Raw genomic sequence first — 13,658 nt, 5'->3', positions numbered from 1 at the left:
GGGTCGATTTCCCCGAACAACAGGGGGTCAAGCAGGGTCAAGGGTCGCTCCCATCTGGTCGCTCAATCTGTCGATGAAGCCGGACATGACGTGTAGCGCGATGTCGGCATCGGCGGGGTCGACATGTTCGGCGGGGTTGTGGCTGATTCCGCCGCGGCAGCGGATGAAGAGCATCGCGGTCGGGCAGAGCGCGGCCATGACCATCGCGTCGTGGCCTGCGCCGGAGACGAGGCGGCGGACGGGGTGGCCGGCGGCGGCGGTGGCGGCGTCCAGCAGGTCCATCAGGGCTGGGTCGCACGGGCTGGCGGGGAGGTCGTGGATGCGGGTGATCGCGATGTCGAGGTTGCGGCAGGCAACACGCCCGTCCTGCTCAGCCCCATTCTTGTTCCCCCGCGAAGGCGGGGGCCCAGGGTCACACGCGATACCGTTCGTGGCTCCTGGGCCCCCGCCTTCGCGGGGGAACAAGGTAGGGGGGGATGCTTCTTTTCCAGCGATCGCGCGGAAGGCTTCGAGGATATCCGCGGCCGCTTCGTCGCGTCGCGTGGCGGTGCCTGCGCGAACATCCAGCGTGAAGGTCACGCTGCCGGGAATGACGTTGGCCGCACCGGGCGAAGCTTCGATGCTGCCTACTGTTGCAACAAGGTCGGAGACGGCGGACCGGGCGATCGTCTCGACGGCCAGGATCATTTCCGCGGCCCCGGCGAGCGCGTCGCGGCGGAGCGGCATCGCGGTGGTACCGGCATGGCCTGCGGTACCCGTCACGGTGATCGCGTAGCGGAGTTGCGAAGCAATGCCGGTGACCGTACCGACCGCGAGCCCTTCGGCTTCGAGCAGCGGACCCTGTTCGATATGCGCTTCGAGATAGGCGAGTGTGGTGCCGGGCTTGCGGGCGGCGGCAAGGTATTCGGCGACGTCGAAACCCATCGCGTCGAGGGCGTCGGCGACCGAGATGCCCTCCGCGTCGACCATGTCGAGCGCGGCGGGATCGAGCGTGCCGGCCATCGCCCGGCTCGTCAGCATCGCGGCGGGGAAGCGCGAACCCTCCTCGTCGCCGAACGCGACGATCTCGATCGCGAAGGGGAGGCGGCGGCCTTGCAGCGCGGCGACGGCTTCGACGCCTAGCATGATGCCGAGCGGCCCGTCGTACCGGCCGCCGTCGCGGACGCTGTCGATATGGCTGCCGATGATCAGCGCGGGGGCGTCAGGGTTGGTCCCGTCATAGCGGCCGATCAAATTGGCGGCGGGGTCGAGGCGCACCTGCATGCCGGCGTCCACCATCCAAGCGCCGACGCGGTCGATCGCGGCGCGATGCGCTGGCGTGAGATAGCCGCGGTAGAGGTTGTCGGGGAGGTCGCTGTAGGGCGCCACGCCGAGTTCGTCGCAACGCGCGACCGCGCGGGCGCCGCCGGGAGGCAGGGCGATCACCATCCCGCGACACCGCCGTCGCTGCGGGGATCGGTCGCGCCTTCCAGGCGGCCATCGGCGTGGCGGACGATCGCGCCGGCATGGCCCATCATTGCCGTCAGCGGGCCGACGCGCTCGACGTCGTGGCCGGCTTCGGCGAGCGCTGCGTAAAGCTCCTCCGGCAGGCCGTCCTCGATTTTCAGCGTCGTGCTTTGCTCGCCCCAGGTCCGGCCCAGCAGCCAGCGCGGCGCGCTGATCGCTCGTTGCAGATCGCTGCCGTAGCGGGCGTAGCGGGTGAACAGCGCCGCTTGGGTCTGCGGCTGGCCTTCGCCGCCCATCGTGCCGTAGGCCATCGTCCGGCTGTCGTCGAAGCGGGCGAGCGCGGGGTTGAGCGTGTGGAAGGGCTGGCGGCCGGGCTTCAGCGCATTCCAGCCGGTTTCGGCGAGGCGGAACGAGCTGCCGCGGTTCTGCCAGGTGATGCCGGTGTCGGGCAGGACGAGGCCTGATCCGAACTCGAAATAGGTCGATTGGATCGCGCTGACGACGCGGCCCCCGGCATCGGCGGCGCCGAACCAGCAGGTGTCGCCCCATTGCGGCGGTTGTGGCCAAGGGAGCGCGCGGCTCGGGTCGATCCTTGCGGCGAGGGCGTCGAGTGCGACTCCGTCGTCGAGAAACGCCTGCGGCTCGTCGGTCATGAAGCAGGGATCGCCGCAATGCCGGTCGCGCCAGAGAAAGGCCTGCTTGGTGGCTTCGATCAGGCCGTGGAAATGGTCGAAGCCGTCGCCTTCCTTTGCCGCAAGCCGGTCGAAGAGGGCGAGGATCAGGAGCGAGGCGATGCCTTGGGTCGGCGGTGCGGTGTTGTAGAGGCGTGCGTCGGCGATGCGGACGGTCAGCGGTGCCGGGCTGGTAGCGCGGTGCGCGGCAAGATCGGCGAGCGCGACCGGGCTGCCGAGCGTTTCGAGGTCGGCGGCGATCCGTTCGGCAAGCGTACCGCGGTAGAAATCGTCGAGACCGTTCGCGGCGAGGTGGCGGAGGGTCTGCGCGAGGCGCGGTTGCCGGAGTCGGTCGCTGGTGCGGAGCGGCCGGCCTTCGGGTTCGAAGACCGCGGCGTAGGCGCCTAGTTGATTGCGTAGTTCGTCGCCTTTGGCTGCGGCGATCGTTGCGCCACCTGCAGTGACCGCGACGCCCGCCTCGGCATGGCCGATCGCGTCGCGCATAAGGCGGTCGAGCGGCAGGATGCCGCCGGCCTGTTCGAGCGCCGCGGCCCAACCCGAGATCGTCCCCGCGACGGTGTTCGCCGCCAGCGGCCCGCGGGTCGGCACCGCGTCGAGGCCTGCGTAGAGGGACAGGTCGGCGTTTGCCGCCGCGGCGCCGCAGCCGTGCACCGCGCGAACCTCGCCGTCCGGCTCGCGGATCAGCCAGAAGCCGTCGCCGCCGATCCCGGTCATGTGCGGATAGACCACCGCCAACGTCGCCGCGACCGCGACCGCCGCCTCGACCGCGTTGCCGCCGTCGCGCAGCACGCCGAGGCCAGCGTCCGCCGCGAGATGATGCGGGGCGGTGACCATGCCGTTGGCGCCGGAGACGGTCGTCAGCGTCATGTCAGTTCGGCAGCGCCGCGACGAACGCGCGGACGACGTCGGCGGAATTGACAGCGGCAAGCTCCATGAAGACTGTCATCTGGTTCGCGCCCGCATCGCCGCCGGCGAGATCGGAGAGGCTGCGGAAGACGATCACCGGGACCGCGTTCGCATAGGCCACCTGCGCCACCGCGGCGCTCTCCATGTCGAGCACCGGCGCCTTGTAGGTCTGCGACAGATAGGTGCGGAACTCGGCGTTGTCGGCGTAGACGCTGGCGCTGACACCCGTTCCGCCGACGACGATCTTCGGTGTTTCCGCCAGGCAACCGGGGGCCTTGGTATCCTCGGACACGCACCGCCGCAATTTCACGCCCGACGCGACCTTGCGCGCCAACGCCAGCATCGCCGGGTCGACCGGGAAGGCGTAATGGCGACGAGCGGGTTCGATAGCATTGCCGACGCGGACGCCGCGCGGGAACATCATGCCGTAGTTCTTCGGCGCATCCCCGTCGGCCGGCTCGGGTGGTGCCCAGCCTTCGCCGGCTTTGCGCGCAAACGAGACTTCGAGATATTGCGCCCAGCGATCCGGCACGACGACGTCGCCGATCGACAGCGCCGGATCGACGCCGCCGGCGATTCCCGAAAACACGATCCGGCGGACGGTGAAGCGATCGAGCACGAGTTGCGTGTTCATCGCCGCGTTCACCATGCTGACGCCGCTCTGCATCAGCAGCACCGGCTTGCCGGCCATCGTACCCGTCAGGAACGTCAGGCCGTTGATCCTGTAGGTCTTGGGCGTGTCGACCGAATGCGCGAGCGAATCCCATTCGGGCGCGAAGGCGGTCATCACGACGGTGCGCGGGGTGGGGTCGAGCGGTTCGGCAACCGCGGGCGTGGCGGCAGTGGCGACGATGGCGAGCAAGGCAAGGACGATCTTCATGCGGCGGCACTCATCCAGACGAAGCGGACCACGAACAGGCCGGCGAGGAGAAACAGGAACCAGTCCTTGCCGGTCGCCTGTCCGCGCAGCAGTTTCAGCGCGGCGTGGGCGGTAATCCCGAAGGCGAGGCCGTTGGCGATCGAGAAGGTCAGCGGGATCATCGCCACCGTCAGGAACGCGGGGATCGCCGATTGCGGATCCTCCCACGCGACTTCGGTGAGCGGCAACAGCATGAGGCCGCCGACGATGATCAACGCAGGCGCGGTCGCGGCCAGGGGCACGATCTGCGCATAGGGCGCGACGAACATCGTCAGCAGGAACAGCACGCCGGTGACGACCGCGGTCAGGCCGGTGCGTCCGCCCTCCTGCACGCCTGCCGCGCTCTCGACATAGCTGGTGACGGTGCTGGTCCCTGCAACCGAGCCGACGATCGTCGCGGCGGCATCGGCCATCAGGATGCGGTTGAGGCCGGGAATGCGGCCGGCTGCGTCCATCAATCCGGCGCGCTTGGTGACCGCGACGAGGGTGCCGATGTTGTCGAATAGGTCGACGAACAGGAACACGAACAGGATTTCGAGCAGGCCGAGGCCGTGTTTGCCGCTCAAGCCGAACACGCCGGGCAGGTCGAGCGCGAACGCGGTGCCGGTCAGCGCGGACAGGCTGTACGGCGCGGGTGTCACGGTGACCTGGCCGAAGATCCACGCGACGAGCGTGGTCGCGACGATCCCGATCAGCATCGCGCCGCGCACCTTCCACACGCTCAGCGTCGCGATCAGCAGCAGGCCGAACAGCGCGAGTGCTGCGCCCGGTGCCTTTAGATCACCCAGCGCGACGAAAGTTGCCGGATTGGCGACGACGATGCCGGCGTTCTTGAGGCCGATAAAGCCGATGAACAGCCCGATGCCGCCCGCCACCGCGGCGAACAGGTGCATCGGGATCACCGCGACGATCAGCTGTCGCACACCGGTCAACGTCAGGATCAGGAACGCGACGCCCGAAATGAACACGCAGCCGAGCGCCACCGGCCACGGCACACCCATCTGCTGCACCACGGTGAAGCTGAAATACGCGTTCAGCCCCATGCCCGGCGCCAGCGCCAGCGGCGTGTTGGAGACGACCCCCATCAGGATCGAGCCGAATGCCGCGGCAAAGCACGTCGCGGCGGCAACCGACGCGATCGGCATCCCCGCCTGGCCGAGGATCGCCGGGTTGACGAGGACGATGTACGCCATCGTCAGGAAGGTCGTGAAACCGGCCAGCACTTCGGTACGCGCCGACGTACCGCGCTCGGTCAGCGCGAAGTATCGGTCCAGCCGGCCCGTGGCTGCTGTCATGCGTCTTCCCCCCAAGTCCCAGGTGGCGGAGACACTCCGATCACCCCCCGTTCTTCCAGCATGGCGGCGAACCGGAACAGCGTCGACTCCCCGTTCGGTCGCCCGATCAGCTGCAACCCGAGCGGCAGCCGGCCCGGCCTGAACAGCGGGACCGACAGCGATGGCAGGCCGGTGAAGCTGATCGGCTGCGTGTGGATACCGAGATCCGATCGTGCCGGCTTGCGTTCGCCGTCGATCAGGATGCGCGGGTCTGCCACCGCCGGGGCGACGCATGGTGCCGCCGGTGCAAGCACGACGTCATGGTCCGCGATGCAGTCGAGGATCGTCGCCTTGAAGGTGCGGCGAAAGTCCTGCGCGGCATCGTACAGCGCGCGCGGGATCAGCGCACCCGCAAGCAACCGGTCGCGCGTGGCCGGATCGAATGCCATCGCGTTTTCGGCCAGCGCCGCGCGGTGGAGCGTGCCGCCTTCATAGGCGGTGATCAGGAACGCGGCGGATCGCGCCCGGGCGATGTCGGGCAGGTCGAGTATCGGCGCACCGGGTGCGACGCCGGCGATCGCCGCGTGCTGATCGGGATCCACATTGTCCAGGAAGCGCCCGCCGAGCTGCGCGACGTGGAACTCCGTCCCCGTGTTCAGGGAGGAGTCGGTTCCTCGCAAGACGTCCCAGATGCAGCGGAGATCGGCGACCGATGTCGCGAACGGTCCGATATCGTCGAAACTGTCGGCGAAGGGAAACACGCCGCTCATCGGCAGGTCGCCATGTGTCGGCTTGAGGCCGTACACGCCGGTCAGGCTGGCGGGGACGCGGATCGAGCCATTGGTATCCGATCCCAGCGCGAACGGCAGCAGGCCTGCCGCGACGATGGCCGCCGATCCACCCGAGGATCCCCCCGCGAGCCGATCGAGATCATGCGGATTGCGCGTCGTGCCATGCCGCGCGTTGATGGTCGCGAAGCCATAGGCGAACTCGTCCATGTTCAGCGTCGCGACCAGGACCGCGCCGGCCTCGCGGAGCCGACGGATCGCCTCGGCATCGGCTAGAGCGGGGGGAGCGTTCTCATAAAGTGTCGAGCCGGCCGTCGTCGGCAGGCCGACGACGTCGAACAGGTCCTTCACGCCGTACGGCACGCCCGCGAGCGGCCCCGGATCGCGGCCTGCTGCAATCGCCGCGTCGACCTGACGCGCGTCCTGCCGCGCACGATCCGCGAGGATGCGCGTGACGGCGCCGAGGCGGTGGTCGTCTGCGACCAAAGCTTGCAGGCTTCGTTCGACGACCGCGGCGGCGGATAGGCGACGGGCCCGCACGTCGGCAGCGATCGCAAGGGCCTGTCTCATGGTCCGACCCGCCGAGGTCGGCCGAGCAGAATAACAGCATGCGTGTCGAGCAACGCCAGGTTTGCGACCACGCCCGGCATGCAGGCATCGGGAACGATCAGTCCGAGTATTTCCGCGGCCTGGACGATCTCGGCCTCGGTTCGCGGCATGACGGTATCGTCGTCGGAAGGCGCCACAGGCGGCGCGCTGCGGGGCGTCGAGACGCGGCCGAAGGGCAGCCGCCGCAGCAGGCGCTGGAGTTCGCCAAGCAGCATCACCGATACGCCGGGCAAAGCGCCTGGGGCTCGAAGAATCTACGGGCGACGCGGCTGCTTCGATAAGCGCGATACGGGCGATACGGGCGACACGATGGAGCGGAACAGGGCATTGGCGCGAGGATGCCCGGTTTGGGCCGACCGATCCAACACAATGACTTGCACTAATCGTTGCAAAAAATAGCGCACCCTGGCCGCGATATTCGCGGGCGTCTCTTCGGAGCGTCGCTTGTAGGATACTGGACAATGGCCGGACTGCACTGTCCGCGCGCACCGGGTAATCGGCCAATTGTTCGAGGCGGCTGAAGCGGCATGAAATCGCGCGGTTACAGACCGGGATCAAAGTCAGCCTCGGTTCACGCTGACGATCCTAGCTTCGGCCAACGCATCGTCACAACTGGTTCGGTCCGGGTATCGAGCGTTGTTCGAAGTCTCGACCCGGCGAATATCGGCGGCTTGGGATCGCTTGTCCGACAAGGCCGAGAAAATCGTTAATCAAGGCTTGGGTGGAACGACCGTGTCGACCAAGTGTCTGGCAGACGGTTCGGCCTGATATGCACCCTTAAGTCGCATCACGATGTTCGTCGAATGACTTCGGTGTCATCCGACTAGTCTGTCGTTATGAGTGCGCGGCGCGGGGTTGAAACAGCAGGTTAACAAACAATATTGGCAATTAACCAAACGACGGTGTTCAAGTCCATGCAAATGGCGTAGGGGCTCGCCGGCGGGGGCTAATTAATGAATTCAAGGATAGAGTGTGACGGATACGATTAACACGGTCGAGCTTGCTGCCGAACTGACGGCAGCATGGCTCGCAAACCCCAACACCCGCACTGCGGCCGATGACGTGCCGGCATTTCTGGTGGCGATGCATGCCGCTGTCGCAAAGCTTTCCGGTAATGGCGAAGCCGAGCCCGAAGCTGTAGCGGTTCCTGCATCCGAGCCTGCGGTTTCGGTACGCAAGTCGCTCGCGTCGCCGGACCACATCATCTCGATGCTGGACGGCAAGAAGTACAAGACGTTGCGTCGTCATCTTTCGACCAACGGCCTGACGCCCGAGCAGTACCGCGAGCGCTTCAACCTCAAGCCCGACTATCCGATGGTCGCTGCGACCTATTCGGAAGCACGCCGCGCGATGGCGAAGTCGATCGGTCTGGGTCGCAAGGCCGGCTCGACCGTCGAAAAGGCCGCCGACGGCGCGGTCAAGACGGTGCGCAAGACCGGCAAGGCCGCACTCGATGCCGCCAAGAAGACGCTGGGCAGCGACGCCTGAGACCAGGCGGGGGAGGGCTGAGCCTTCCCCCGTTATCTCCGATAGCCCTTAAGAACGCCCGTCGGGGAACGCGCTCAGGCGGCGTCCTCGATCAGCGCCTGCGCCAGCAGCGCCCGGATCGCCTTCAATGCGGGGATCGGCGATTGCACCTGTACCGGGGGAGTCGACGCGCTTGCGGCCGGTGCGGATTTTTCGCCGGACAGCAATTGCTGCACGCCGCGCACGGTATAGCCCTCGCGGTTCAGCAGCGTGTCGATCCGCCGGACCAGCGCTACGTCCTCGGCCCGGTAATAGCGACGATTGCCGGCGCGCTGAAGCGGACGGAGCTGCGGGAACCGCGTTTCCCAATAGCGCAGGATATGCTGCGGCAGCCCGGTATCGGCGGCCAGTTCGCCGATCGTGCGAAACGCCGCCTCGGTCTTGGTGGCAGGCGTCGAACCCGCCTCAACTGTCGAGCCCGTCCCGCCGGTCGAGGGCGCGCCGTCGTCGGCGTCGCCAGGCATTGGTTCAGCCGGCACCGACGATGCGCTCACGCATCATCTGGCTCGCGCGGAACGTGAGGACGCGGCGCGGTGCGATCGGCACCTCGATGCCGGTCTTCGGGTTGCGCCCGACGCGCTCGCCCTTGTCGCGGAGCACGAACGTCCCGAACCCCGAAATCTTCACGTTCTCACCGTGCGACAGAGCACCACACATTTCTGCGAGGATCTGTTCGACGATCTTCGACGAATCCGCACGCGACAGTCCCACTTCCCGGTGAAGCGACTCGGCCAGATCGGCCCGCGTCAAAGTGCCAGTCATAGTCATTCGCAAGCTCCCAGACTCGGCGCTTCTCCTACACAGGCACGAAGGCGATCGGAAGGGATTTGTTCTACAAGCGAATCGATATGTTTCGAAGGGATTAGAAGCGGATAACCGCGGCACCCCAGGTAAACCCGCCGCCCATCGCCTCGAGCACGACGATCTGGCCCTGCTGGATGCGCCCGTCGCGGACCGCGACGTCGAGCGCGAGCGGCACCGATGCGGCCGATGTGTTGGCATGCTGATCGACGGTCACGACGACTTTGGCAGGCGCGAGGCCCAGTTTCCGCGCGGTCGCGTCGAGGATGCGGGCGTTCGCCTGATGCGGCACGACCCAGTCGACCTGGTCCGCGTCGAGCCCGGCCATCGCCAGCGATTCGGTCATCACCGAGGCCAGATTGGTCACCGCATGGCGGAACACCTCGCGGCCCTTCATGCGGAGCTTGCCGACGGTCCCGGTGGTCGAGACGCCGCCGTCGACATAGAGAAGTTCGTTGTGCCGACCATCGGCGTGCAGCTTGGTCGTCAGGATGCCGCGACCGCCTTCGTCCGCGGTGTCCTGCGCCTCGAGTACGATCGCGCCGGCGCCGTCGCCGAACAGCACGCAGGTCGTCCGGTCTTCCCAGTCGAGGATGCGGCTGAACGTCTCAGCACCGATGACCAGCGCGCGCTGGGCGACGCCGCTGCGGATCATGCTGTCGACGACCTGCACCGCGTAGAGGAAGCCCGAGCAGACCGCGGCGACGTCGAATGCGACGCAATCGTTGATGCCGAGCATCGCCTGCACCTTCGTGGCGCTGGCGGGGAAGGTCTGGTCGGGGGTCGCGGTCGCGAGCACGATCAGGTCGATGTCCTGCGCCTCGATGCCAGCGGCGGACAAAGCAGCGCGGCACGCGTCGGCGGCCAGAGTCGCGGTCGTCTCGCCTTCGCCGGCGATGTGGCGGAAGCGGATGCCGGTGCGCTCGACGATCCACTCGTCGCTGGTGTCGACCTGTTCCGCGAGTTCGGCGTTGGACACGCGGCGCGCGGGCAGGGCGGAGCCTGTACCAATGACGACCGAACGGATCATGCCGCCTTCTCCACGCTGCCGAGATCGTCGGCGATGCGCCGGATCAGATCGTTGCGGACCATCTTGGCGGCGTTGCCGATCGCGGTCGCGACGCCGCGATCGGTCGCGCCGCCATGACTCTTCACGACGATGCCGTTGAGCCCGAGAAAGACCGCGCCGTTGTGATTGTTGGGATCGAGATGATCGCGCAGCAATTCGGTTGCAGGGCGCGAGATCAGGAAGCCGAGCTTCGAGCGGACCGAGCTGCGGAAGGCGCGCTTGAGCAGATCGGCGACGAATCGCGCGGTGCCCTCGGCGGTCTTCAGCGCGATGTTACCCGAGAAACCGTCGCACACGACCACGTCGACTTCACCGCGCGACAGGCGGTCGCCCTCGATAAAGCCATTGAACTGCATGTCGACCGCCGGGGTCGCGCGCAATTGGGCGGCGGCATCGCGGATCTCGTCGGTGCCCTTCATGTCCTCGCTGCCGATATTCAGCAGCGCGACGCGGGGGTGCGGGATATCGAGCGCGGTGCGGGCATAGGCGGCGCCCATGATCGCGAACTGGACGAGGTTGCGCGCATCGCACTCGGTGTTCGCGCCGAGGTCGAGCATGACCATGTCGGTATCGCCGAGCGTCGGCAGGCGCGCCGCGAGTGCCGGCCGGTCGATCCCGGGCAGCATCCGCAACGACAGCTTCGCCATCGCCATCAGCGCGCCGGTATTGCCCGACGACACCGCAGCGGCGGCGCGACCCTGTTTCACCAGGTCGATCGCGATGCCCATCGAGGTCTTCTTGGCACGCCGAATCGCCTGGGTCGGCTTGTCGCTCGACCCGACGACCTCCGGTGCGTGGACGATCTCCGAATGCTGCGACAGATTCGGATGAGCCTTGAGCCCCTCGCGAATCGCAGCTTCGTCGCCGACCAGCAGGAAGCGCATGCCCTCGTATTGATGACGCGCGAGGGCGACACCGGCGAGCATCACTGCCAGCCCGTCATCGCCACCCATCGCATCGACCGCGATCCAGCCGCTGTCGGGCATTCGCTATCCTTCGTTCAAGTTAGAGGCTTGCGACCTCAACCCTCGACCGAGAGGATTTCACGACCATTATAATGGCCGCACGAGCCGCAGAGGTTGTGCGGGCGCTTCAGTTCGCCGCAGTTCGGGCATTCCTGGAACGACGCGATCGTGAGCGAGTCGTGGCCACGGCGCATGCCGCGCTTGGAGGGCGAGGTTTTTCTTTTGGGGACGGCCATTTCGGCACCTTGTTCAATCTAAAGGTCGGGGCTCTGAGTACGCCCGGACACGGAACTCGGCAACCGACATGAATGCCGGCCGCCTGAAGCAACCCATGCGGCCTGACGCTCGCGAAGCGTGGCGCTATAGCGATTTCGTCCCGCGTTGCAACCATTGGTCGCGAGTGGCAGGACCCGGTCCGACACTGAACGAGGGGCAACGCCGTGATATTACCCGTGACACTGACGATCGCAGCGGCCGCGGCCGTCGTCAATCTGTGGCTCGCCTTCCGAATCGTGCCGATCCGGGTGAAGGACAAGGTGCTGCTGGGAGATAACGGCAACGCGCTGTTGCAGGGGCGGATGCGCGCGCATGCGAACTTCACCGAATATGCGCCGTTCATCCTGATCCTGCTGGGGCTGATCGAACTCGCCGGCGGATCGGCGATGTGGCTGTGGATCGCGGGCGTCGTGTTCGTGATCGCCCGCGTGGCGCACGCGTTCGGGATGGACCGGGCGACGTCGAGCGTGCCGCGGGCGGCGGGCGCGCTGGTGACATGGACGTTGATGGCGTTGCTGGCCGGTTGGGCGCTGGCGATCGCGTATCAGGCGAATTCGGTGCCGGCCGCGAAGACCTTCCAGGTCGTGCCGTCGGGTGGCCGGGCATGAACGCGTTTCGCTTCCTTCCCGTCGCGGCGCTGATGGCTGCATTCCCTGCCGTGGCGCAAGTCTCGCCCGAGCGATTGTCCGCGGACGTGAAGACGCTCGCCTCCGATGCGTTCGAGGGGCGGGCGCCAGGTACGCCGGGCGAGACCAGGACGATCGCCTGGCTGATCGCGCAGTTCAAGGCGATGAAGGCGCAGCCCGGCGGCCCCAACGGCAGCTGGACGCAAGCCGTGCCGCTCGTCCACACGCGCATGGGGTCTGGCACGGTGCGGGCTGGCGATACCGCGCTGGTGCAGGGGCGTGACGTCTATCTGAGCACGGTCCGCGGCGTCGACCGTGTCGCGATCGCCAACGCGCCGATGGTGTTCGTCGGCTACGGCGTCAGCGCGCCCGAGCGCGGCTGGGACGACTTCAAGGGGCTCGACCTCAAGGGCAAGGTCGCGGTGTTCCTCGTCAACGACCCCGATTTCGAGGCGGTCGCGGGTGACGATTCGAAGGGCAAGTTCGGCGACCGGCGGATGACCTATTACGGCCGCTGGACGTATAAATACGAGGAAGCCGCAAGGCGTGGCGCGGTCGGCGCGCTGATCGTCCACGACACGCCGGGCGCGGGCTATGGCTGGAACACCGTCACAGCGCCGGCCGGCGAGAATTACGACATCGTCCGGAAAGATCCCGAGTCGCGGGTGTTGCTCCAGGGCTGGCTCGAAGGCGGCGCCGCGACGCGCCTGTTCGCGGCCTCGGGTCTCGATCTGGCATCGTTACGGAAAGCAGCGCGGCGGAGCGACTTCCGCCCGGTCGCGCTGAAGCAGGCGTTCACCACCGACCTGCCGGTGAAGCACGACACCGCCGTGAGCCAGAACGTGCTGGCGAAGCTGCCGGGCAAGACGCATCCCGACGAGGTCGTGATGTTCGGCGCGCACTGGGACGCCTACGGGGTCGGCGCGCCCGACGCGCAGGGGCGGACGATCCGGCCCGGCGCGAACGACGACGGGCTCGGCGTGGCGGGCGTGCTCGAACTCGCGCGCAATTTCGCCAAGGCGCCGCGGACCGATCGCAGCCTCGTCTTCGCGCTGTGGAGCGGCGAGGAGCGCGGCCTGCTCGGCTCCGAGACCTATGCGGTGAACCCGGTCTATCCGGCGGCGAAGACGGTCGCCAATCTGACGCTCGACATCCTCCAGACCGCAGGCCCCGCTAAAGACGTGATGCTGGTCGGCGCCGGCCAGAACAGCCTCGAGGACATGCTGGGTGACGCCGCAAAGGCCCAAGGCCGCGTCGTGACACCCGAAGCGCTCCCCGAACGCGGGCTGTTCTACCGCGCCGACCATTTCTCGGTCGCGCGACGCGGCGTGCCGACGTTGCTGCTGATGGCGATCAGTGGCGCGCCCGACCTGGTGACGGGTGGTCGGACTGCGGGGCAGGCGTGGCTCGACGGCTATATGAAATGCTATCACCAGACGTGCGATGCGTGGGGCGCGGACTGGGATTTGCGCGGTGCCGCGCAGGATGTGGACCTGTTCCAGACAATCGGGACTAAGCTGGCGAATAGCCGCCTGTGGCCGGAGTGGCGCGACGGGTCGGAGTTCAAGTCGGTTCGGGCTGAGACTGCCGAGGAGCGGAAGTAAGGCCAACCCTCGTGCTGGCAACCACCCCTGCGGTAACCACCCCGGCGGAGGCCGGGGCCCAGTTGGAAAGGTGGCAATAACGCAGCGCGACGACAGCCAACCCTCGTCCCCCAACTGGGCCCCGGCCTTCGCCGGGGTGGGGCCTTCGTAGGTAGC

Annotated in this window: 14 protein-coding genes; 3 read left to right on the top strand and 11 right to left on the bottom strand. The window is 67.3% G+C overall.

The annotated features are described in order from the left end of the window. Positions 1–27 precede the first annotated feature (27 nt). Genes NLI89_RS06130 through NLI89_RS06105 form a run of 6 tightly spaced genes read right to left on the bottom strand, consistent with a single transcriptional unit; the run spans position 28 to position 6,852 of the window. A complete protein-coding gene (locus tag NLI89_RS06130) occupies positions 28–1,428 on the bottom strand; it encodes a Zn-dependent hydrolase (RefSeq protein WP_254686210.1) in 1,401 nt (466 codons plus the stop codon). Then, positions 1,422–3,005, bottom strand: coding sequence for a gamma-glutamyltransferase family protein (locus NLI89_RS06125; RefSeq protein ID WP_254686209.1), 1,584 nt, complete (start codon positions 3,003–3,005; stop codon positions 1,422–1,424). Before NLI89_RS06125 ends, NLI89_RS06130 begins: the two co-directional genes overlap by 7 nt. Before the next feature lies 1 nt (position 3,006). Then, a complete protein-coding gene (locus tag NLI89_RS06120; protein WP_254686208.1) occupies positions 3,007–3,924 on the bottom strand; it encodes a 5'-methylthioadenosine/S-adenosylhomocysteine nucleosidase in 918 nt (305 codons plus the stop codon). Further along, positions 3,921–5,258: an NCS2 family permease gene (locus NLI89_RS06115; protein WP_254686207.1), complete on the bottom strand. Its 1,338-nt coding sequence runs from the start codon at positions 5,256–5,258 to the stop codon at positions 3,921–3,923. Before NLI89_RS06115 ends, NLI89_RS06120 begins: the two co-directional genes overlap by 4 nt. Further along, positions 5,255–6,595, bottom strand: a complete 1,341-nt coding sequence (locus tag NLI89_RS06110) for an AtzE family amidohydrolase (RefSeq protein WP_254686206.1) — start codon at positions 6,593–6,595, stop codon at positions 5,255–5,257. Before NLI89_RS06110 ends, NLI89_RS06115 begins: the two co-directional genes overlap by 4 nt. After that, positions 6,592–6,852, bottom strand: coding sequence for a hypothetical protein (locus NLI89_RS06105; protein WP_439144480.1), 261 nt, complete (start codon positions 6,850–6,852; stop codon positions 6,592–6,594). Before NLI89_RS06105 ends, NLI89_RS06110 begins: the two co-directional genes overlap by 4 nt. Before the next feature lie 754 nt (positions 6,853–7,606). Between NLI89_RS06105 and NLI89_RS06100 the strand changes: the two genes are divergently transcribed. After that, positions 7,607–8,122: a MucR family transcriptional regulator gene (locus NLI89_RS06100; RefSeq protein WP_254686205.1), complete on the top strand. Its 516-nt coding sequence runs from the start codon at positions 7,607–7,609 to the stop codon at positions 8,120–8,122. Positions 8,123–8,196: 74 nt separating this feature from the next. On the opposite strand, the gene NLI89_RS06095 is transcribed toward NLI89_RS06100, so the two are convergent. From NLI89_RS06095 to rpmF, 5 genes are all read right to left on the bottom strand, one after another. Continuing rightward, positions 8,197–8,625 carry a MerR family transcriptional regulator gene (locus NLI89_RS06095; RefSeq protein WP_254686204.1) on the bottom strand — a complete coding sequence of 143 codons (429 nt, stop codon included), beginning with the start codon at positions 8,623–8,625 and terminating at the stop codon, positions 8,197–8,199. A 4-nt stretch (positions 8,626–8,629) separates the two neighbouring features. Continuing rightward, positions 8,630–8,929, bottom strand: a complete 300-nt coding sequence (locus tag NLI89_RS06090; protein ID WP_128455114.1) for an integration host factor subunit alpha — start codon at positions 8,927–8,929, stop codon at positions 8,630–8,632. A gap of 94 nt (positions 8,930–9,023) precedes the next feature. Then, a complete protein-coding gene (locus tag NLI89_RS06085) occupies positions 9,024–9,992 on the bottom strand; it encodes a beta-ketoacyl-ACP synthase III (protein ID WP_254686203.1) in 969 nt (322 codons plus the stop codon). After that, positions 9,989–11,017, bottom strand: a complete 1,029-nt coding sequence (gene plsX, locus NLI89_RS06080; protein ID WP_254686202.1) for a phosphate acyltransferase PlsX — start codon at positions 11,015–11,017, stop codon at positions 9,989–9,991. Before plsX ends, NLI89_RS06085 begins: the two co-directional genes overlap by 4 nt. A gap of 35 nt (positions 11,018–11,052) precedes the next feature. Next, positions 11,053–11,232 carry a 50S ribosomal protein L32 gene (rpmF, locus tag NLI89_RS06075; protein ID WP_128455117.1) on the bottom strand — a complete coding sequence of 60 codons (180 nt, stop codon included), beginning with the start codon at positions 11,230–11,232 and terminating at the stop codon, positions 11,053–11,055. Positions 11,233–11,436: 204 nt separating this feature from the next. On the opposite strand from rpmF, the gene NLI89_RS06070 reads away from it, so the two are divergent. Both NLI89_RS06070 and NLI89_RS06065 read left to right on the top strand, forming a co-directional pair. Continuing rightward, on the top strand, positions 11,437–11,880 hold the full coding sequence (locus tag NLI89_RS06070; RefSeq protein ID WP_254686201.1) for an MAPEG family protein: 444 nt from the start codon (positions 11,437–11,439) through the stop codon (positions 11,878–11,880). After that, entirely contained in the window at positions 11,877–13,502 is a 1,626-nt protein-coding gene (locus tag NLI89_RS06065; protein WP_254686200.1) for a M28 family metallopeptidase, read from the top strand. The genes NLI89_RS06070 and NLI89_RS06065 overlap by 4 nt, the downstream gene beginning before the upstream one ends. Positions 13,503–13,658: the final 156 nt, after the last annotated feature.

Source organism: Sphingomonas faeni (assembly GCF_024273235.1).
GTDB classification, from domain to species: domain Bacteria; phylum Pseudomonadota; class Alphaproteobacteria; order Sphingomonadales; family Sphingomonadaceae; genus Sphingomonas; species Sphingomonas faeni_A.
This window is presented reverse-complemented; position numbering and strand designations above follow the sequence as displayed.